Source organism: Scytonema hofmannii PCC 7110 (assembly GCF_000346485.2).
Lineage (GTDB): Bacteria > Cyanobacteriota > Cyanobacteriia > Cyanobacteriales > Nostocaceae > Scytonema > Scytonema hofmannii.
In genome coordinates this window covers 477,808-499,974 of sequence record NZ_KQ976354.1, presented here as the reverse complement: position 1 = coordinate 499,974, position 22,167 = coordinate 477,808, and the positions used below count along the sequence as shown (strand labels likewise).

18 protein-coding genes are annotated in these 22,167 nt (G+C 40.2%); 12 read left to right on the top strand and 6 right to left on the bottom strand.

What is annotated here, in order from left to right; genetic code table 11:
* Positions 1-260: 260 nt before the first annotated feature.
* Entirely contained in the window at positions 261-1,637 is a 1,377-nt protein-coding gene (locus WA1_RS02160; RefSeq protein WP_017741256.1) for an IS200/IS605 family element transposase accessory protein TnpB, read from the bottom strand.
* Between the two features lie 43 nt (positions 1,638-1,680).
* The gene (locus WA1_RS02155; protein ID WP_017741255.1) at positions 1,681-2,262 is read right to left on the bottom strand and encodes an IS607 family transposase; all 582 of its coding nucleotides are present in this window, start codon (positions 2,260-2,262) and stop codon (positions 1,681-1,683) included.
* A 94-nt stretch (positions 2,263-2,356) separates the two neighbouring features.
* Between WA1_RS02155 and WA1_RS02150 the strand changes: the two genes are divergently transcribed.
* Together WA1_RS02150 and WA1_RS02145 are read left to right on the top strand one after the other, a co-directional pair.
* Positions 2,357-4,843: a hybrid sensor histidine kinase/response regulator gene (locus WA1_RS02150; RefSeq protein ID WP_017741254.1), complete on the top strand. Its 2,487-nt coding sequence runs from the start codon at positions 2,357-2,359 to the stop codon at positions 4,841-4,843.
* A 1-nt stretch (position 4,844) separates the two neighbouring features.
* Complete coding sequence (locus WA1_RS02145) at positions 4,845-5,657, top strand: response regulator (protein WP_017741253.1); 813 nt, start codon at positions 4,845-4,847, stop codon at positions 5,655-5,657.
* Between the two features lie 30 nt (positions 5,658-5,687).
* Here the strand turns inward: WA1_RS02145 and WA1_RS02140 are convergent, their stop codons facing one another.
* Positions 5,688-6,281: a hypothetical protein gene (locus tag WA1_RS02140; protein ID WP_158516581.1), complete on the bottom strand. Its 594-nt coding sequence runs from the start codon at positions 6,279-6,281 to the stop codon at positions 5,688-5,690.
* A 116-nt stretch (positions 6,282-6,397) separates the two neighbouring features.
* Positions 6,398-7,555 (bottom strand): cysteine desulfurase family protein, encoded by a 1,158-nt coding sequence (locus WA1_RS02135; protein WP_017741251.1) that lies wholly within the window; start codon positions 7,553-7,555, stop codon positions 6,398-6,400.
* 328 nt (positions 7,556-7,883) lie between these two features.
* On the opposite strand from WA1_RS02135, the gene WA1_RS02130 reads away from it, so the two are divergent.
* From WA1_RS02130 to WA1_RS02120, 3 genes are all read left to right on the top strand, one after another.
* Positions 7,884-9,266, top strand: a complete 1,383-nt coding sequence (locus WA1_RS02130; RefSeq protein ID WP_017741250.1) for a phospholipase D-like domain-containing protein — start codon at positions 7,884-7,886, stop codon at positions 9,264-9,266.
* 162 nt (positions 9,267-9,428) lie between these two features.
* Positions 9,429-9,665, top strand: coding sequence for a ChaB family protein (locus tag WA1_RS02125; RefSeq protein ID WP_017741249.1), 237 nt, complete (start codon positions 9,429-9,431; stop codon positions 9,663-9,665).
* Positions 9,666-9,814: 149 nt separating this feature from the next.
* The gene (locus tag WA1_RS02120) at positions 9,815-10,006 is read left to right on the top strand and encodes a hypothetical protein (protein WP_017741248.1); all 192 of its coding nucleotides are present in this window, start codon (positions 9,815-9,817) and stop codon (positions 10,004-10,006) included.
* 64 nt (positions 10,007-10,070) lie between these two features.
* Here the strand turns inward: WA1_RS02120 and WA1_RS02115 are convergent, their stop codons facing one another.
* Positions 10,071-10,832, bottom strand: coding sequence for a hypothetical protein (locus tag WA1_RS02115; RefSeq protein WP_201789059.1), 762 nt, complete (start codon positions 10,830-10,832; stop codon positions 10,071-10,073).
* 426 nt (positions 10,833-11,258) lie between these two features.
* Between WA1_RS02115 and WA1_RS02110 the strand changes: the two genes are divergently transcribed.
* The gene (locus WA1_RS02110; protein ID WP_017741246.1) at positions 11,259-12,077 is read left to right on the top strand and encodes a polyphosphate kinase 2 family protein; all 819 of its coding nucleotides are present in this window, start codon (positions 11,259-11,261) and stop codon (positions 12,075-12,077) included.
* 556 nt (positions 12,078-12,633) lie between these two features.
* Here the strand turns inward: WA1_RS02110 and WA1_RS02100 are convergent.
* Positions 12,634-14,091 carry a TIGR03985 family CRISPR-associated protein gene (locus WA1_RS02100; protein ID WP_017741244.1) on the bottom strand — a complete coding sequence of 486 codons (1,458 nt, stop codon included), beginning with the start codon at positions 14,089-14,091 and terminating at the stop codon, positions 12,634-12,636.
* 326 nt (positions 14,092-14,417) lie between these two features.
* On the opposite strand from WA1_RS02100, the gene crn3 reads away from it, so the two are divergent.
* The 6 genes from crn3 (at position 14,418) to WA1_RS02070 (ending at position 22,167) form a co-directional block, all read left to right on the top strand.
* Positions 14,418-15,476 (top strand): CRISPR-associated ring nuclease Crn3/Csx3, encoded by a 1,059-nt coding sequence (crn3, locus tag WA1_RS02095; RefSeq protein WP_272819049.1) that lies wholly within the window; start codon positions 14,418-14,420, stop codon positions 15,474-15,476.
* Positions 15,477-15,683: 207 nt separating this feature from the next.
* Positions 15,684-18,035 (top strand): type III-B CRISPR-associated protein Cas10/Cmr2, encoded by a 2,352-nt coding sequence (cas10, locus tag WA1_RS02090; protein ID WP_017741241.1) that lies wholly within the window; start codon positions 15,684-15,686, stop codon positions 18,033-18,035.
* Positions 18,032-18,745, top strand: coding sequence for an RAMP superfamily CRISPR-associated protein (locus WA1_RS02085; RefSeq protein WP_017741240.1), 714 nt, complete (start codon positions 18,032-18,034; stop codon positions 18,743-18,745). The genes cas10 and WA1_RS02085 overlap by 4 nt, the downstream gene beginning before the upstream one ends.
* Positions 18,742-20,142 carry a type III-D CRISPR-associated RAMP protein Csx10 gene (gene csx10, locus WA1_RS02080; RefSeq protein WP_017741239.1) on the top strand — a complete coding sequence of 467 codons (1,401 nt, stop codon included), beginning with the start codon at positions 18,742-18,744 and terminating at the stop codon, positions 20,140-20,142. The genes WA1_RS02085 and csx10 overlap by 4 nt, the downstream gene beginning before the upstream one ends.
* A gap of 3 nt (positions 20,143-20,145) precedes the next feature.
* Positions 20,146-20,721 (top strand): hypothetical protein, encoded by a 576-nt coding sequence (locus tag WA1_RS02075; protein WP_017741238.1) that lies wholly within the window; start codon positions 20,146-20,148, stop codon positions 20,719-20,721.
* Positions 20,722-20,757: 36 nt separating this feature from the next.
* Entirely contained in the window at positions 20,758-22,167 is a 1,410-nt protein-coding gene (locus WA1_RS02070; RefSeq protein ID WP_017741237.1) for a TIGR02710 family CRISPR-associated CARF protein, read from the top strand.

Below are 22,167 nucleotides of genomic sequence, written 5' to 3'. Positions count from 1 at the left end.
ACAACTCTACTACAAAACGCCCTGTTTTTTTTGGCGAAGGTATTGTAATAAAGATCTGTTTTTACCAATCAAATCAATCAATTTACTTGTGTAAGCAAAAAGCGGAGTCAACCGGGGTCAACTATAACTTTTCATTTCTGCTCTCCTCTGTGAGCGCGTTACCTAGAATCAATGCTCGTAGAGCAAACCGGATAAGCGTAGGATGGTAGGAGAGAACCACGAGGCGTTTACACAACACCCGTGATAAGATTGGGGTACGGTTAGCCACCGACTTTGCTTGCAACCTTATCACACCCTGCCTTTACAGGCATGGCTTTTCGGACGATGCCAGCCTTCTCTACTGCGAGTGTTGGCTTATCAAATCTACGAGATAGAAACCTCAACCCAACGTTACGTGCTGCGTTCAAGGCTGAACTTCCGCGCTGCCCCGTTACGGTGGCAAAACACTTTCCGCCATACTGGTAAGGTTGACAGAACTCTAAGAGGGTCGGTAAGTAATGATTTCCTCTCCAAACTTCTACTCCATTCACAGCACACAACCGAGAAGTATCTTTAGGATTAACTCTAGCCGTGAGGATACCATAGCGTTGATAAGCTATGCGACGAACACGATCAACAACCTTACCTTTAAGCCAATACGCTCTCTTTTGATTGGAACGCTTTGAATACTTGCCCCGCTTGGGTTTTAGATTGCCAAGATGCTCGAAAACAATGACTTTACAGCCATGACGGTGAGCAAATTCCACGATCTCGTTGGCTATTCTAAAGCCTTCATTGCGCTCTCGACGAGATATCTTGGCAAATAAGGTGCTAGCAAAGCCTTTGTCAAAGGAGCCAGTTTGGTTCATCTTACGTGCAATCCGACCTAAATCCCTCTTCCTACGACTGACATGGGCTGCATGACCGGATACAGTCATACGGCTAATTTCGTGTACAACCCCGTTATCGTCGGTTTCTAGAACAGTGCAAGTAGCGATGTTTCCATCTAAATCTAAATCAACACAACAGATACGTAAATCTGACTGCCCAATGACAGTTTTTAATCCTCCTGTTGCTGGTACGTATTTTTCGATAGTGAAGTCTAAGTATGCTTGACCACCTTTTAAGGTGACTGTTGGTGATACCTTGGACCATGCCGCTCCAAAGTCGTAGCTTTGATATTGGAACTTCATCCAAATCCAGGCATGATTTCTACGAACTTTCAGCATAATGCTATTGCCCGTATCCTCTTTCCACATACCAGAGTAAAATACTGGGTTGAAGTTAAAGGAACGTGGCTGCACTGGCGGTCGATGTTTTCTGTGTCGCGGTGGTCGAGATGACCACTTGTCATAATGAGTTTTCCAAGATTTGTACGCTCCAATTGCTTTCTTGATGGCTGCACGGCGAAACACAGATGGAGCATCGAAAGGTAAAGGATATTGAGGTTTTTCGCCTAAAGTTAATCCCTCATACACCTTGTAGTATTCGTTGGCTTTATCTGTGCCTTCTGGGTGGGTGGCGACAACAGCGAAGTAAAATGACACCAATTCGTTAAAAGCTTCTTTTGTTTCATCCAAGTCAATCCCATCACGCTTCAATGTAAAGCGTGCTGTTTTAGATTCGATTGAATAACCTTTTTTGCGTTTTAGTGCCATAATTTTACTGCTTTGTTTCGACCTCTTGCCATTATACCCCATTTCACTCCGGTTTTTCTGGGTCGTTAAAAATTTTTTCTTTGTATTTTCTCAGAAAATAAAGCTTCGAGCTAAAACAGTGCATAATAGCCATAAAGTCTTGCATCAACTCTTGGTGAGGACTCAGTTCGGTTTTTCCCAGTACTGTGATTTTGCATCCGTTGATATTGCAAAACCATTCCACAAAGTCAAAACCGAAACGACACAACCTGTCTTTATGCCCGACAACTATCTGTGTGACCTCTCTTGAGGCCACTCGTTGCATCAATGCCATAAACTTTTTCCGCTTGAAATTCATTCCTGACCCTATTTCTCTAATGACTTCGGAATCAGGTGCGCGTCTGGATAATTCGATAACTTGAGTATCAAGCAGAACTTTTTGTGATTGGGTAGATACTCTACAGTAAAGAACGGTTCTTTCAATAGGTTTGGCTTGTACTCTAGATTCTAGGGACGAAGCTAAGTAGCGTCTTTGTCCACCTGGTGTGCGGATATACTCAACTTTTCCTTCATCCGCCCAATTAGCCAGAGTTTTTGGGTGATAACCGTAGAGTTTTTGTGCTTGAATTGGTGAAAGATACTTCATGAAATAAAACAACGCTTTACTCCAAGATACTCCAGGATTTAGTTATCTGGTTTTACGTCTGGGTAGCAGAAGCAACAAAGGCATCCGTAAATTTATGAATTCTTGGAATCAGCACCTAACCACCAAAGTCGCCAGTTCCTTTCTAATTTTATCTTTATTTACTGTCGGTGTTGTGGGAAGCGTCGCCTTTTTTAAAGCGAGGGAGGCGCTAAAAGCGGCTGCTTTCAATCGGTTGCGCGTGACTGCAACCCTTAAAGAAGGAGAAATTACTCGTTGGTTTGAGGATCAACAGCGAGATTTTTTGCTTGTCACTCAGTTTCCAGACGTACAAGCAAACGTCAAGGTACTCTTAAATCGCCCAACAACTGACCTAAAATATAAAATTTCTCACGCTCTCCTCTCTGAATATTTAAAGAATGTTGTTAAACTCAAACCAAATTTTAAAGAAGTTTTTATTATCGACCGCACAAATAAAGTGATTTTATCCACAACCGAGTGGCGTAAAAATGAGTACGAGATTTTAGCTAGTATTACATATATTGAAACAGTCGAAGCAGGCAATTCTTTCGATCCAATTTTCTACGTTTCTGCTGATACCAATAAACCATCAGTCACCTTAGCCGCACCTCTTCGCGATGCTAAGGGAATGCGCCAAGGAGTGATTTTATCCCATCTAAATTTAGAACGAATCGACCAAATTGTTCGAGAACGAAAAGGTTTGGGTAAAAGTGGTGAAACTTATTTAGTTGGCTCGCTCATCACGCAAAATACTTTTATCTCTAAAGAATACTCCAATACACAAGAGTATCCGGAGGGTGTAAGCAGTAAAGGTATAGATGATGCTATGAATGGCATCAGTGGGGAGGATTTATATAACAACTATGCTAACGTGCCAGTGATTGGGGTGTACCGTTGGCTGAACGATCAAGACCTTGCTCTTATAATAGAAATGCAGCAGGAAGAAGCTTTTTTGCCTGCACGTCAACTGGCAGGAACAATTGTGTTAGTCGGGCTGATATCAGTGGGTTTCCTCTTGATTGGGGTTTATTGGCTGACACGACAATTAAAAATCTCTCGACAGCAGTTAGAAAATTACAGTCGCAAATTGGAACAAAAAGCTTATGAAGCAGAGGCAGCTAACCGCGCCAAAAGTGAATTTCTGGCAAATATGAGCCACGAACTCCGTACTCCCCTCAATACAATCCTCGGCTTTACCCAACTGTTGACTCGCGACCCATCTTTCCACTCTTCTCAACTCGAACAACTTGAGATTATTAGCCGCAGTGGCGAGCATTTGTTAACATTAATTAATGATGTGCTGTCCATGTCCAAAATTGAGGCGGGCAGAACAACACTGAATGAAAATGGTTTTGACTTGTACGGTATGCTTGACTCTTTAGAAGAGATGTTTCGACAAAAAGCAGAATCTAAAGGTTTAAAGCTGATATTCGATCGCTACCCTGAAGTTTCCAGATATGTGCAAACAGATGAAAGCAAATTGCGCCAGGTTTTGATTAACTTGATTGGTAATGCAATTAAATTTACTGAAGAAGGTGGTGTGGCGGTTCGTGTGAAAATGGGGAATGGACAAACAAACCAACTGACTCCCCAATCGGGTATAGACGCACCAAGACCAGTCTCGACAACTCGTAAACTTCATTTTGAAGTAGAAGACACGGGTCTTGGAATTGCACCATCTGAGATGGGGAGACTGTTTAGACCTTTTGTTCAGACACAAACTGGTCGAAAATCCCAGCAAGGGACAGGTTTGGGTTTAACTATCAGCCAACAATTCGTGCATCTTATGGGAGGTGATATCGCTGTTAGCAGTACGTTGGATCGCGGAACCATTTTTTCCTTTGATCTACAAATTTCCCCAATGGAAAGGCTGGAAACTCAACCTCAACAAAAACGACGGCGCGTTATTGCTGTAGCACCAAATCAGCCCAAATACCGAATTTTGATCGTTGAGGATAAATGGGAGAATCGCCACCTCTTGTTCCAAATGCTAACATCTTTAGGCTTTGAGGTGCGGGGAGCAGAAAATGGTCTAGAAGGGATACATTTATGGGAAACTTGGGAACCGCATCTGATTTTAATGGATATGCGGATGCCAGTTTTGGATGGATATGAAGCAACTAAACGAATCAAAGCTCATTTAAGAGGTCAAGCTACTACCATCATTGCTCTGACAGCAAGTGCTTTTGATGAGGAAAGAGCTGTAGTTTTATCTGCAGGATGCGATGATTTTGTACGCAAGCCCTTCCGGGAAGAAGTCATTCTAGAAAAGATGGCTCAGTTTTTAGGAGTACGTTATGTCTATGATGTCAAGGATGAAGTCGAAAGTAGAAAAGATCAAACAACACCTTCATCCTTTACCCTTGAACCTTCATCCCTGAGAGTTATGCCTCCTGAGTGGATAGCACAACTTCATCAAGCTGCGCTTTGCACTGATGAGAAGCAAATTTTTAGCTTGCTCGAACAAATCCCAGAAGAATATGCAACTCTTGCAAATTCCTTAGTTGACTTGGTTGAAAATTTCCGGATTGATAAGATCATAGATCTAACACAAGTCGATTAAGATGAACTATCGTCAAGAGCAACCGCCAAAAGCAAATATTTTAGTTGTAGATGATACACCGGATAATCTACGACTTCTATCCGCCATGCTCACTCAACTTGGGTATGAAGTTCGCCGAGTGATTAACGGGCAAACCGCTTTAAAGACAGCACAAGCCGCCCCACCAGATTTGATTTTACTTGACATTATGATGCCGGATATGAATGGTTATGAAGTTTGCCAACGCCTCAAGGCATCACCCCTCACTTGCGAGATTCCGGTCATTTTTATTAGTGCTTTGGATGAGGTTCTTGATAAGGTGAAAGCTTTTGCTGTGGGTGGTGTTGATTACATTACTAAACCATTTAGCGAGGAGGAAGTTTTTGCTCGTGTAGAAAATAGTTTGACTATTAGAAGGTTGCAAAAGCAACTCACCGAGCAAAATACTCGCCTACAACAAGAAATTTGCGATCGCCAAAAAGCAGAGTTAGCACTGTACCTTTCCCAGTTTTATCTAGACCAATTTAAAGATGCCATTTATTTTGTAGATTCCAATGCCCGACTTATTTATGTTAATGAAGCAGCCAGTCAATATTTGGGCTACACTCGCGAACAATTGTTAACCATGACTGTTCCCGATCTAGATCCAAATTTTTCAAGAGATATTTGGCGATCGCATTGGCAAAACTCCAAACAAAAAGGCTGTTCAACCGTTGAAACCCTCCATCGATCTAAAGATGGTCAGCTTATCAAAGTAGAAGTTATTGTTAATTATATAGAGTTTAACGGGGAAGGATACCATTGTGCAATCGTTCAAAAACTTCCCAATTTTTAAATGTCATTTGTCATTGGTCATTGGTCACTGTCAATCCCACCAAGCACGCAGATAATTGTGTTTAATATCAAGCTCATCCGGTGAGGTGATAAATGCTTGAAAATCGTCAATTAATTCCTGTGAAACAATCCCATTAAAAACAATTCCATCAATACTTACCCGATAATCTTCACGAAAAGGGCTAATCACATACCCCTCAAAAGTAAAGATAAATCCTCTATCCTTTTGAATGCGACCAAATGTCAAGAATTCGCAAATAGCTGGAGAAAAGTTTTGTCTTTCAATTGGTGATGCAAATCCTAAATCAACTAACTGTTGCAATTGTTCAACAGTGAGATTGTAAAAATTTTTAGCACCTCCACATACCTCTTCCCATTGTAGAGAAGTTTCAAAGACAATATTATCTCTCGTTTGATAATCTCTGTTGCAAGTAAAATCGCTTGGGTTAAGTGAAGATAGTTGAGTCAAAATTTCACTAACTTGTAATGGTTTGCCATCAACTTTAATGTCTTCGGGTTTAACTCCCTTATTCAAAAAATAAAGTAACAGTGCTTGCATTCGATTGAGGCGAGTATTGCGCAAGCATTCTGACAAATTGGGACAATTATAAATTACCCCAGTCATAATTTTACAGTCAATTAACATTGGGCAGAACATAGGATACCTTATAGGGGTCAGGGGTCAGGGGTTAGGGAAAAACCCAATACCCAACTTGTATAAATATTTTACGACTGTTTTTCTTAAGAGAAGTGTGGTGCCAATCTTTCCAAAACTTGCTTCAGTACCATTGCCGTCCAATCTACATCAAGTTCAGTCGTCTCACGTCCTAAGGTCATACGGATAGAGCCTAAAGCTATATTTTCTGGATATCCCATTGCCAATAATATCGGGCTAGGATTGAGTTTACCACTATGACAAGCAGCACCAGCACTGATACCAATACCAGCTAAATTCATTTGTCTTACCAGAGTTTTTCCACTCAGCTTTTCCCCATCGGCGTATTCCAGGCAAAAACTCACATGGTGGGGCAATCGGTTTGTCAAATCGCCTGTAGGAATTAAACCGGGAATGTCAGTGAGTTGGGCAAACAAGCGATCGCGCAATTTCATTAACCGAGGTATTTCTGTGGGCATTTCTTGGGCAGCTAATTCTGCAGCCACTCCAAATCCCGCGATCGCAGGGACTGCTTGAGTACCAGAACGCAATCGCTGTTCTTGTCCCCCACCCCATAGTACTGGTACTAACTCCACACCAGGACGTACATATAATGCCCCAGCCCCTTGGGGTCCGTAAATTTTGTGACTTGAAAGGCTTAATAAATCCACAGGTAAATTTTGTACATCTATATGCAACCGTCCCACTGCTTGCACTGCGTCTGTATGGAACAAAACACCAGCACTGCGAGCAATACGAGCTAATTCCTCAATTGGTTGTACAGTGCCAACTTCACTTTGGCCGTAAACTACTGACACCAATACAGTATTGTCTCGTAATGCTGCCTCCAAATCCATTGGGTTGACGCTTCCTTGAGTATCGACTCCCAAACGAGTCACTTGCCAACCCCATAACTCCAGCAATCGTACTGGTTCAGCAATAGCAGAATGCTCAACACTAGAAATAATGATGTGTTGGGGTTGAGTGTACAGACGGGCAACACCCATAATTGCTAGATTATCCGATTCAGTACCTCCAGAAGTAAAAACAATAGATTCAGGCTGACGAGCGTTAATCAAACCAGCAACCTGCATTCTTGCTTGTTCCACAACTGTTGCTGCCCTTTGTCCCCATTCATGCAAGCTAGAAGGATTACCCCACTGTTGGGTAAGAACTGCTTGCATGGCAGCTAGAGCTTCTGGACAAATGGGAGTTGTTGCACTGTAGTCAAGATAAATTTGCATAACTTTATTAAGCGAGAATACACATAACTGAGCAGCTAGTTCTTTTTATTTTGAGCTTATATATTTCATTTGCCCAATTATTACCACCTCTGGGCATCAGTTCGTAAGCGTACAGATAGATTTTTAGTCACTGGTTACTGGTCACTGGTCACTGGTCACTGACTACTGGTCACTGGGTAGTGTAATTACTGACGGCGATCGCAAGAAAACTAAATTAACTTCCGCAATTGCCGTCTTGTGATTCTTGTTGTTTAAAACAATACTAGTAAAGGTCTTAGTCAATATGTTAACAGGGTGACAATTATGCAATTATTATCCTCTTCATACCATGAAATTTATCTTGAGTCTTTTAGCTTCTAAAAAACACAAACAACTCTTCAGAAATATATCTTTTCTATTATTACTGTTAATTGGTGGATTTGTATTAGTTAACAGTCTTAAGCCTTCACCAAAGGAAACACTTCTTAAACCGCTTCCTCAAGACCCTGCTGTTAAAGTTTATTTTAACCAAAATCCAGTTTCCTCTTACAAAGACCCTTACAGACACTTTACTCGTAAAGGTGATAATTTAGAACAGCAAATTATTGATAATATTAGTCAAGCACAATTAACTGTAGACATAGCTGTGATGGAATTAAGGCTTCCGAAAGTTGTAGAAGCCTTAACTCTTGCCCATCAACGCGGAGTCAAAGTGAGGGTATTAATAGACAGCAAATATAACAAGACTATAGCTGATTATACAGCAGCAGAAATAGCCAAGATGAATCCTCATGACAAGCGAGCCTATGAAGAATTAAAGCGATATCCTGCTGATGCTTTGGCTATGTTACGGACTAGTGGAATTGAGATAAAAGACGATAGATCTACTCGTGCGCCCAAAGGCAGTGGACTCATGCATCACAAATTTGTTGTTGTGGATGGCAAGACCACGGTAGTATCTAGCGGTAATCTGACAACTTCTGACCTTCACGGGGACTTTAGAAATTTAGACAGTCGGGGGAATCCTAATAACATGGTTGTGATTCCAGACAACAGACAAATTGCCAACATTTTTACTGAAGAATTCAATTATATGTGGCAGGGAGTGTTTAAATTTTATAAACCTAAAAGAAGCCCGATCACAATTCCGGTAGGCAATGGAACGATCGCAGTCAACTTCTCTCCAAATCGGAAGAAAGACAATATTACAACTACGAGTAATGGAATCATTGCTTCTTATATACAACAAGCCCAAAAAAGCGTACATATTGCCGTGTTTGTGTATTCAGACCAAAAAATAAGCGATACTCTTGGTGAAGTTCGCGATCGCGGAGTTGAAGATATCAAAGTGCTGGTGGACCCAGATTTTTTTAGACAACCATATTCCAAAGCATATGATGCAATGGGTGTTTGTCCTCTGGCTAATAAAAGCAGTCGTTTTATCAAAGTGAAACCTTGGAAGCGTCCTATAACGACTGTAGGTTTTCCTACAGGACCAGTAGGCGATCGTGGAGTGCATAGTAAGATGGCAGTTTTAGATGGAGTATTAGCGATCGCCGGAAGTCATAATTGGTCTAATTCAGGAAATTACTTTAACGATGAAACTTTAGTGTTCATCAAAAATTCCATTGTTGCTGCACATTATGAAAGAGAATTTAGTCGGCTATATGAAACAGCAGAGTTAGGGCTAAAAACTCTACCATCTGCACAGAAATGTAGGGTTAGTGGTTAGTGGTTAGTAGTCAAAAACCACTAACCACTAACAACTAACAACTATCCACTAACCCTTCTCTATCAAAAGGATGGTCATTTTTTATCTCTACTTTGAGAAAGAGGAAAATTTATCTCCTAACTTTTTAGGATAAAACCAAAGCTAGAGAATAGGAGTAAATCAATGAAAGTTGATGAGTTAGCCCAAGACTTAAGAGAACAATTGCCCCAAGAAGCTCAGCAGATTTTCGTTGCTGCTTTCAATGCTGCTCAAAGCGACGGTATCAGCGAAGAAGGTGCGCGTCAAATTGCTTGGAACAGCGTTCGCAACCAGTACGGTCAAGACAAAAATGGTAATTGGTATGCCAAGGGTGAAGTCACTGCTCAGCACTACAAAGCTGTTACCTCTGGTGGTAATTAAGGCTTCTCACTAAAGTACTAAATTTCAGGCGGTTTCTCTTGTGAGCTAACCGCCTTTTACTTATAATCGAGAGCAAAATTTCTGTATTAAGCTATAGTAATGCCTTAGTACTAAAACGCTACTACAAATTAAATGTTGCTTTTAACTCTATGCAAGACTCTATATTTGTTATATTTATTGCTTTCGGGTGTATATGGATCTTAATGGGAGTAGTGGCTTTGGTAGCTTTCCTAAAGTCAGAAGGAGAAGAAATTCAAGTTGGTAAATGGGGGCTGATTGTTGCCATCCCGATTGTTATTCCAATCGTCATTGCGCTCATCATTGGCAGAGTGTATCATTGAAAACAAAAGGCAAAAAAAATATATGCCTTCGCATATATTAATATAAATAACCTGATAGGTGTTATCAACGACCAACTTCAACCCGAATTTTATCTTGGGGACAACGCCAACGTTGTGCATTTCTTGGTCCAACATCGACGCAACCCTCTCCTCGCATTTCATCATCTGAGACATTACTGGGTTTGTTGAACCGCCAACGTCCTTGGTCATCGGGTCCTGATACTGCTCGGATCGTGCGTCTTTCATAGGGACGCCTATTATATCGGTCATCGTAGCGATCGCCAGAATCTCTCTCGAAAACTTGTACCCGGATTCTGTCACTCGGACAGCGCCAAGGTATTTGTGTTCCAACATTAACGCAGCCTTCTGCTCTCATAGCGTCATCCGAAACATCATTTGGCTTGTAAAATCGCCAGCGCCCTTGGTCATCAGGTCCAGATACCGCTCGCAACCTTTGGGTGTAAGAAGAACCTCTGCGATCGTATCGGTCGTCATAGCGATCCCTACCATATCGGTCATTATAGCGATCGTTATAATCCCGACTATAAATATCTACCCGAATTGTGTCATTAGGACAGCGCCAACGTTGTGCATTTCTTGAGCCAACATCAACGCAACCCTGTGCTCGCATTTCATCATCTGAGACATCACTGGGTTTGTTAAACCGCCACCGTCCTTGGTCATCCGGTCCCGATACCGCTCGGATCTTGCGTCTCTCCCTATACCTCTGAGATATAAGTAACGGAGAATCAAAAGATTTTACTTCCTCTGCTGAAGCAATAGGTGTATGCATTCCCACTGTCGTCACAGAGATTAGCAAAGCCATAGGTAAAGCAGAAATTTGATTGAGATGCATCTTACTAGAGTTATGATATTTTCTTGCTTTTTAGCCGAGACAATCCCAGGAAACTCCTGGTTGGTGTACAAATCATTATTTCTTGTGGTACGGGCGTCTCGCCCGACTCCTAAAAGACGGGCGAATCACTTCTAAGCGACAAGCAAGAAGCCCATCCCAGAAGAATTTATCTGCGTGCGTCAGCGTGCATCTGCGGTTCCTTAAATTTTAGTGTGTTGCACCTACTTAAAAACCGCTATAAAAGAGGGTTTACTTAACTATGTATAATGACTGAATAATTATCAACTTAGTTCCTGAGTTTTAACAGTGACCAGTGACCAGTGACCAGTGACCAGTGACCAGTGACCAGTAACCAGTAACCAGTGACACAGGGAGCCAATATACAACAAAATTACTATGAATACATCAAGCCATCTTAGCTACCAAGTTCGACCAGACAAACCAATTGTCTTAGCTGATGTCGATCCCAATGCCTCTGAAAACTACAAAAACAAAAAAAACGTTGAAGATGAACTAGAATACCAGCGCCAGCGCCTTCAAAACTTGCAAGAGAGATTGTATGCAGAACACCAGCGCAGTCTACTCATTGTGTTGCAAGCAATGGACACAGGTGGCAAAGATGGCACAATCAAACACGTTTTTAGCGGAATTAACCCCCAAGGCTGTCACGTGTGGTCGTTCAAAACACCTAGTGGAGAGGAATTAAGCCATGATTTTCTCTGGCGTTACCATCACCGAGTCCCACCACAAGGAATGATTTCTATCTTTAACCGCTCTCACTACGAAGATGTTCTGATTGTTAGGGTAAAGCAGATAGTACCTCAAGAGGTTTGGAAAAAACGTTATCAACTTATTAATGAGTTTGAGCATATGCTCACTCTTAACAAGATTAGGGTAATTAAGTTTTTCCTTCATATTTCTAAAGACGAACAGAAAAGACGGTTGGAAAGTCGATTACAAAACCCAGATAAGTATTGGAAATTTTCTCATAGTGACATTAAAGAACGCCTGTTTTGGGATGACTACCAAGCAGCCTTTGAGGACGCAATTAATCATTGCTCAACGGCTTATGCTCCGTGGTATGTAGTACCAGCAAACAAGAAGTGGTATCGAAATCTAGTTGTTGCCCGTACAATCGCTGATACACTTGAATCAATGAATCCACAATACCCAGCAGCAGAAAAGGGCTTGGACAAGATTGTTGTTCCAGATTAGGGATTAGGGAGTGGGGAGTGGAAGCAATAAGGATAATTGAGGTGTTAGAACCCCGGTTTCGCAGAAGTTACCGGGGTTCTAATTTCCGCTGCTCGTTCTAATTTCCTTTGCTCCGAGTAGTATTGGGAGTGGTAAAGTATGATTAAATCTTACTCATGAATGCTATCCAAGTATCTTTGAAAAAGCTGCTCATGTATTGAAACAAGTTGTATATAAGCGACGATAGCAGTTAAGTGTGCTTTTAGAGCTTGTGTGTACAAAACTATTTGAATCTGAGAATTTTCAACCGTGTTAATTACTAAACGCAATTGTTTAAATTTTGTCGAAGACTTCAAAAAATTTTTATACTCTTGCATGAAATTATGGTATGCAAGTGAAATACCTATTTTATCTTGACAATTAGTACACATATATATTTAATTTGAGGATAGTTCACTAGGAAGCTAACTATATTTGTTTCCTAGCAACATCTGTCTCTAGAATCAGTAGAGAGAATATTAACATGACAACTCGTTGTGGCTATGTATACGCATATTGTGTTTGAGTGGGAAAATTGTTATTTTTCAGAATAATTAGCTAATTCTTGTGCTGCTTCTGCTATCATTTGTTGCCGAATGGATAAGGGCGCAATAACTTCGCCTTTTGGTCGCCATTCTCGCAGGCGCATCAGGACGTTGATATCGCTAGCTCGTATCCAGGCGTTGTAATAAGCATCGTCTTTAGAACGTTGACTGATAATTTCTAACAACTGTTGGCGTTCTTGCTCGTTTGAAATATTTTTAACAATTAATTTTGGGAGTTGGTCGTAGGAAACTGCACAAAAGGTAGGATGTCTTGTCGTGTTTTCCACGTACCACTTGGCAAAATCTGTTGGAAAACGGAGAACGAGTAATTCTTTTTTAAGATAAAAATTAAAACCCCAAGCAGCTTTCAGTTCTGCGTCAACATATGATGGTACAGGTAAATTTCCTGTATGCCACATCTGCTTTAATATTTTGGGAATCAGGGGATCGTCCCATGTCAGGGCTTGCAGGCGATCGCAAGCAATGCGGTCTAGGCGGTAGTTGTGCCATGCTATATTACCATGGGGGTCTGTGCCATATGCACTGAGGTATTTAGCACGGCGTCGGTAATGCAGGCAAACTGGGTAAACAGTGACTTTGACTTTGTTCTCTGTTGCTGCTATCCAATACTCGAATTGCACTACGCTACCAGGGGGTTTGCGCCAAAGCTGTTCTAGCTGTTCCTGATAATTATCGACTCGGTCTTGCATTTGTTGGGAAAGGATATAGTCTAGGTGCAGGAATATTCTTTGGTGCGGGTCTTTGGCATAAAGCCCTCTAGAGGCAGAAGAGTTGGCTATTTGCTCCCATAACTTTCCTATAATTAACGATAGGTTTGGCTGTACGAAGGAGATTGATTCTAAGATTTGCAGTAGTTCCCATGTCTGTGCTAGGTCTAGAGAAAGCAGACTGAGTTCTGTGGTTGTTTGAGTTGGGGGAGTGGGTAAATCTTGTACCAGAACAGAGCGATACTTTTGTGTCTCTGTCTGCAACCAACCCAGGCGGACGAGTTGCTTGAGGTCATCCCTGAGAGAACGATGCACGGTGGCAAAAGGACGCTGTTGCAGTCCCTTTTGTAGTTCCTCTTCAGTTATTCCTGTTAGTTGAATCATGGATTGTTGCCATTTGTCAACACTCAGATAGAAGTTTTGCTCGAAGACTATTTCTGAAAAAGTTTTATGGCAAATGCAACTGCGATCGCCACATTGCGCGGTGATGTCTTGAGCGTTTAGGCGATCGCTTTTAGGATGGCGGTAGGCAAATAAGTAATCCCGCAATTGAGAATATGTGAATGGTGTTGGGAGTTTGTTTACCCAGTTTGTCTGAGTACTGTAGAGTTTGTTGACGAGCACCCACAACCGCAGCGATCGTTGTAGCCGATTGGCAAGTTGTCCTGCAGCCAGCCATTGCAAAATTTCTGGGGTAAGTGGGAGAAACAAATCTTCAGTCAATTTTACAACCTATCTTTAATACGCGATGGTCACAATCTGTGTCGTCCTTTTTCAGCAGTAGGTTGGGTTGAGGAACGAAACCCAACATTTATCAGCATTTGTTGGGTTTCGCTTATGCGCTCTACGCAACCTACAATTTCCTCACCCCTTGCAGTATTGGTCTATACAAGCGGCTGGAACAGTTTGTTTCATAGTTTTTTAGTTATATAAAGTATTTAATAATACGTTACATAAAAGATTATCATTGACATAAAACTTAATATTCTCATAAAAAGCCTTGTGTAGCAATAATTTTCCCAACTAGTTCTGAAAGTATCAGCATCTTGATGAATATAGTTGTAACAATAACAGATTTAATAGAAGACCCCTCTTCTACTGAATATGCCATAATGACAGAGAAACAAAGATTACCAATCCACATGAGTGAGGTCACTATCGCAGCTTTGCGCCTGCATCTGAGTGAATCAGTTGTAGTACAGGGTTTTAGATACCAGGTGCTGTCAATTGAATTGACCAGAAGCGATCGTCTGATAGAACCGCAAGATATACAAAACTTAGAATTACCTGTTGGTATCGATAGCACTGGTGGCGTGGCGATTTCCGGTCGCGCACCGATGTGGCTCTATTCTTACCTCACTCACAAACTAAATCGTACCGATTGGGTGGCTTGCTATGACCCCCGTTTAGGAGCAGTGGTGTCCGTCACAAACTCCCATCAAGTCCGTATCGGTCAAGTCATTCCTATCAATCTATCAAATGGACGCCAAAATCATGCACCTGGGAAGGAAAAAAGAAACATAGAAGCTGGGCTGTGTCCGGCGTTGATGATAGTAGGACCGCCAGATAGCGGTAAAAGCGTACTATCTCATGCTTTGTTTCAAGCTTTATTATCCGAACATCCTGAGATTTACTTACAACGCGCTCACTGGGATGGAGAAGGGAACTACATTTTGGAATTAAGTGCAGAGGCGACTCATGATGAGATCGAAGCCTTCAAGAAACAGAATAAGGGGGCTTTGACAGAACGGTTTTTTCCCTATCATGCTCAAGCAATATTACAACTGCGGAAGCAAAAGTCTTTGGTGATTGTGGATGTTGGTGGGATGGTACAGCCAGAGAAACTGCCTATTTTAGAAGCTTGTACTCACTATTTGATTATTAGTTCCAAGCCAGAAAAAGTGGATGCTTGGCATGAGTTTTGTCGGGACAGGGGAAATTTAATACCAGTAGCAGTTATTCACAGTCGTTTGGAGGAGATAGAGGAGGTTCACAAGCAGGAGCCATATTTGGAAATAACTTGCGGTCCTTGGGTGCGGGGACGGGTAAAAAGTGTTCCGGAATCTATACTCAAGTGCGTGAAGTCAACTTTTATATCAAAAAAATAATTATCTTTCTCGACTAAGCTGAATCTGAATATGTAAAACTCCATTTCACCTAATATTATGACAAGTTCACAGAATTCCTCATACCATTTTGGATTTTAGATTTTGGATTTTGGATTGAGAAAGCCTTGCTTGGACTTGATTTCACCCAACTATCTTTCGCATTCTTTTTTCAAATTGGTATCACGTCAATAAACAATTGCTTTTCGTATGAAACTAAACTCATTCAGCCAAACTGATATTGGATTAGCCTGGTGTCTGTTGTGTAACGACGCAGGTAATGACAAAAGCGCGATGCAAAAAATGCAACAGCAATTACAAGCAGAAGGAGAAGTTCCGATAGAGATAATTCCTTATCTTGAACAAGTGCAGATGTTGCGAAAACTACCGTTTCCCAAAACAGTGGAGGAGTTAAAAAAATATCAACAAGACTATCCACAATTTTGGAATTCTCAAGTTGGCTTGGTTTATGGTGGTGCAACTAAGATTAAACAATATGTATTTGAAGCAGCTAAACTGCCAGATATTCGCGGTGCTTCAGCTTTACTTGATAGAATTAACTTGATTGATTTACCTGCTTTCTTTGGTTGCGAAAATCATCCAGATTATGAGCAGTGTCAACGTGCCAAAGATTACTGTCAAAAAGTGAGAGAAGATTGGTTAGATAAATCAGAAAATTTTCCTGAGCTTTCAAAGGTACTCATTCCAGAGTTAATCATATATTCTACTGGTGGAAATATCTTAGCTTTTTGTCCTGCTGCTTTTGTAAATGATTTAGCTAATGCTATTGAAAAACGTTATACAGAGGAAACTTTAACCGCTAATTCCTGTGCCGTAGGTGATACATTTAAGCCCTTAGAAATAATTTTTGGTCGATTACCCAAAAAAAATGATGACCAGACATTTTGGTTAGAAAAATGTTGTGAGAATTGGGATAATAAGTCATTCAATCCATTAATCAAAGGTTATTTTGAGCAAATTGATACATCTCCAGAACAAGCCTTTAGAGAACGTAAAACATTTAATGAACTAGCAGGTAAGCTAGCATCTCTATTTAATCAGAGGCGTAATGGTAATAGTTTACCGGAGCATGATAGACCTTCGCGGCAGTATCCACCAATGTTTGAAACCCATCCTTATCTTAAACGAGATGAGGGCGATCGCCGTTCGGCTGTAATGCAAGCTAAAACCTCTCCCGACGATTCAAGTCAGGGACTTCCTGGTGACCCTTGGTTTTCAGAAGCTTCAGCACGTAAGCGATTAGTAGGACAAATAGCTAAAAGAGATAATAGTTCTACAAAATGGTATGAACAGACAGGTTTTGATTGGGAACCCGGTAGTGAAGCAGTTATTGAAACTTGGGTTAACAAATTTGAAAGATTTTTATACAAAACACCACATAAATATTACGGCAAAATCCGCTCAGAAAATCTTCATCCCAATCGGGTTAAAGAAGCCATGTCTGTGAGAGAAATTGGTGATGCAAGTACCTCTTCTGGTTTTGTTGCCTATATTTATGCAGATGGTAATAACATGGGTGGTTACATCCAGAAAAAAATTCAAAATCCCGAAGATTACAAACAGTTTAGTCGGGATATTTTTGACGCCACCGAAAAATCTGTATATGCAGCTTTGACAGAACATCTTGAGCCACATAAATTAAACTCGAATTTACAAGCAGAAAGAAAAAGTATAAAAGAAGTTTGGATTCATCCTTTTGAAATTTTAACCATTGGTGGTGATGATGTGATGCTGATTGTACCAGCAGATAAAGCTTTGGCTATTGCTAAAACTATTGGGGAAGAATTTGAACGTAGATTAGCAGAAATAGAAAATTACAAATTACCACAACGCTGCTTTTTCCATCGCTACCAACCACAATCATCTCTAGCATCTCAGTGTCAACTTAGTATGTCAACTGGTGTATTAATCGCGGCTGAAAACACACCGATATACTATGCACAAAAGCTGACAGAGCAGCTACTTAAATCAGCAAAAAAACAAGCAAAAGACCTAAAAAAATATGGATACTATGGTGGAACAATAGACTTTTTGGTAATGAAAGCTGTGACAATGATTTCGTCCAATATTAACGAATTTCGTGCCAACGGCTTAACTAAATCTGGGACTGGAAAGCAAAAACTCAAGCTGTATGCCGCGCCTTATACCTTGCATGAACTCGGTGGACTGTTAGAAACTGCTAAGGTTTTAAAAAATGCAGACTTTCCCAAATCTCAGCTTTATCAAATCCGCAGTTTACTAGAACGGAGTAAACAGACAGCTATGCTTAATTATCGTTATTTTAAAGTACGACTAAGTGACAAAAAAGCTCAAAATTTCCTCACAACACAGTTTGAAGATGCGTGGTGCAAACCTAAAGATCCAACCAATAATGGAAACCTCGCACCTTGGATGTCTTTAAAAGAGGGGAAAGAAGAAACTGAGGAAAAAGTTACCTACGAAACTATTTGGCGAGAGTTGGTAGATTTATACCCGTTTATTGAAAAATCACAGGATAAATTAAATTCTGCAAAATCACAGCAACCAACCTTAGCATCATGATTACTTTACGTAACTTACCCCAAAATCAAGTAAGATATATTAAACTCACAGCCATAATTGATACGGCTTTGTGTGTTGGAGCGGGTGGTTCTGATGGTTCCCTTGTAGACAAGCCTATCATCCGCAATGCTCAAGGACAATTGCTAATTCCTGCTTCCCAACTTAAAGGGAGACTACGCCATGAATGCGAAAAACTAGCTAGGGGTTTAGGATGGGAGATTTTTGCATCACCAAAAGCTGAAACACTTTGTCCTACAGAAGCACAAGTGAGTAGACAATTCCAATCTCGTTACCAAATTGATGGCTACAGAGGCTATCACTGCTTAATTTCGCAAATATTTGGTAATCCCATACTTCCATCCCGTATTGTAGTTGATGATTTGATTTGTCATATAGAACGAGAGGATTTACCAGATGTGATACGTCCTGGCGTGACTATTAACCGCCGTCGCTTAACCGCAGAAGAGAATAAACTCTTTTTTATCGAAACTTCTCCAGCAAATAATCAATTGGAATTTACGGGAGAAATTCATCTTTTACCCGACTGTCCACCATACGCCAAGGCTTTGATTTTAGCAGGCTTGCGGCACATTCACGCCCTTGGTGGTAGTAAATCTACGGGTTTGGGTTGGCTGCGGTGGAAAGATTTGGAAACACTATCGAAAGATGATCCATTGTGGGAGATGCTAATACCGGAGGCGAAGTCATGAAGCGGATTAAATTAGAGATTACAGCTTTATCGCCATTAGCGATTGCTGGCAAAAAACCCGGTTCTGTGAGTGAAGCAGAAGATCATATTCCTGGTTCAGTCATTCGCGGTGCGATCGCATCACACATCTTACAACTATCTAATCAGCAAATACCACGAATAGCAGAACAAAATCTATCAGCAGGCGGTGGCGAATTTGAAGCATTATTTTTGGGTGATGAACCTGCAATTTTTCAGAATGCTTATCCAGCCGTTGCCAAGATAGCAAATAAATCAATTTTAATTGACAAAAAAAACCCTGAACAAGAAAAGTATGACATCATTTCTCAAGTTGTGACTGATGAGGTCATGGTTTTACCTGCAACCGCCGTCAGTTCTAAAACAGACTCAGGTTTTAAACCTAAAGCCAATGGAGTTTTTGACACCTTAATCGATCGCTTTTGTGCAGATGCGTACAATTATCCTTACGATCCTAGCGATCTCAAATCTCTAGAAGACAAGACTGATGCACGAGTTGAACCTTACAGCAGCTTTTATAGCAAAACTAACGACAATAAAATTAAATATCAGTACCGCAGTCATTCTGTTAGCACGCGCTTTTTAACAAGAGTAGGAATCAACCGCCAACGCACCACATCTCAGGATGATATTCTTTACAGCATTGAAGTTTTAAATGAATCGTTTTTAAGTAATCCTCAAGGACAAAATTGGCATCCTGTTGTTTATCGCAGTGTGATTATTGTAAAAAATGAAGAGTTAGCTAAATCTCTGGAACAATTCATTAATGATAATTCTCAGCTATTTAGATTAGGCGGTGCAACTTCACGCGGTCTTGGTAAAGTTAAAATTAAGGCCAAAATTGAAGATGCTGTAACCAATGTTGCAGATAGAATCAAAGAATTCAACCAAAAACTTGAACAACGTTGGCAATTATGGTCAGTGTTTGGAGAACCGGAAAATAACCTATTAAAAGGTCGTAAATATTTTACCCTAAACCTACAATCTGATGGCATCTTCACAGAAAATTGGCGACGCACTACGGTTATCTCTCCAAAAATGTTATGTGAATTTCTAGGTGTAGATGATGAGTTTGCGAAATTAAATCCTGAAGCACAAAATGATTTCCTCAAATTAGAAGTTGCATACAGCAGCTATAGCTATCGTTCTGGCTGGAACTCTGCTTGGGGATTGATGAAGGATATAGAATTAGTTACAAATAGAGGTGCTGTGTATTTATTTAGTACAAATAAACAAAATGAAAAAAAATGGAAAGAAAAATGGACCAATAAACTTCTGAAATTAGAACTGCAAGGAGTAGGCGAGCGCACTTCTGAAGGCTTCGGTCAAGTACAAATTTGTAATGAATTTCATAATATATTTAGAGAACAGGCGGTTTAAATAATGTCCCAGATTTCCGTAATTAATTTAGAACAACAATTAACTCTACGAATTGAAAATGAATTCAGTAAACAATTAGATGATGTCATAATTAAAATGCAGCAAATAACTAAAAAATTTGATATCAAGCAAATAAAAGAACGTTCTCCTATAAAAAATGTTCTCACTACAGCCACAGATTCAACATCTTCTTTAGAAGTTATCAAAAACTATATTCGCTATCAAGTTGGTCGTAAAGATGCTAGTAAAATATGGAAGCTAGAAATAAATGAGCATGGTCAAAAAGAAATATTTGCCAGCGCAGTCATTAGACAAATAAATGATTTAACAACTAATGTCGAGGCTATTTTTGATTCCATCAATAGGAGTATAGATAAAGAAATTAAGCCATTTCTATCAGAGGATAGTAAAGAATTGACTAATCCTATGCTCAGTGAAACTAAACGTGAACAGCTAAAGGAACTTAAGCTATACCTTGAAAAGAATAAATCAATTGTTGCTAAAGATATTCATCTAAAACTTACTCAACTTTACCTTGGTTATCTTAGTCGTGAACATACAGCTTTAATAGGTTCATAAATTAATAAAAATGAAAGACATAGGAGATAATTTTTTATGACAAAAATTCTATTAATCACAGTTGGTGGTTCTCACCAACCGATTATTACTGCTGTTCGATCTCTTCAACCCGATCGCGTTGTTTTTGTCTGTTCTGATGGTAGTAAAGGCAGTACATCCCAGATTATAGGTACAAGCAATCCTTGTGAATTTAGACAGACAGAAACTTTAAAGATGCCGTCAGAGGTAGAAGCATTCATATTAGAACAACTTGGTATAAAAAATCGCTATCAGTCAGGTCGAGATTCATTAAACCTAATGCGAGTAGAGAAATTACCTAATATAGTTACTCAGATAGGTTTAGAAGATCGCTTTCGAGCAGATCGAGACTTAATTTTAATTCAAGAACCAGATGACTTATCAGAATGCTATCTGAAAGTTTCATCATTTATTCAGAGCATTCAACAAGAATTACCAGATGCTCAAATCATGGCTGATTATACAGGTGGGACTAAATCTATGTCAGTAGGATTGGCAATGGCAGCTCTTGATAATCAAGTTTCGGTATATGTAACTGCAGCTGTCCGTACAAATATTGTCAAGATTGAAAGAGGAGAATTAACTGGACAAGCAAGTGTAGCACCTGTAATCGCACAACGAACCATTGAACAATTTTTACCAACTTTCTTACAACAGTACAACTATTCTGCTGCGATCGCACAACTAAGGCGACTTCTATCTTCAATGATATTACCATCTGAAACTAAACGAAAAATTCAAACTTTATATGCTTGTTGTTCTGGTTTAGATGCTTGGGATAGATTTGACCATAGGGAAGCTTTAGAGTTACTAGAGCCTCAAATGAGTCATACTGAAATTCGACAACTAGCATTATTCCTCAAGCGTGTGATTAACAGTCGAGGACAAATAGATGAAAAGTTTGATTCCAGTAGTGGTACGGAAGGACATGGCTACGAGATTGTACAAGACTTACTAAATAGTGCTGAAAGACGTGCTACTCAAGAGCGTTATGATGACGCTGTTGGGAGACTTTACCGAGCTTTAGAACTATTAGCTCAGATTCGTCTTAAGAAAACTTACGGTATTAGAACCGGTGATGTTGACCTTCAGCAATTACCAGAGTCTTTGCGGAATGAATATGAGCAACAACGATCTCCTATTAAGGGGGTAATTCAACTAGCTTTGAGAAGTAGCTATGAGCTTTTGAGTAAACTTCCTGATGATCCTTTGGGAAAGGTTTATCAGGAAAATTCAAATAAAATTATTAATGCTCTAAAAGTTCGTAATAACTCACTGTTTGCTCATGGATTTCAGCCAATTAATAGCAGTGATTATCAGAAAGTAAGCGAGGTATTTGTCAAATTCATCCAATCTGCTATTACATCTGTTATCCCACAAAAAATGCAAGTACCGCCTCTACAGTTTCCCAATACTTTAGAAATTTAA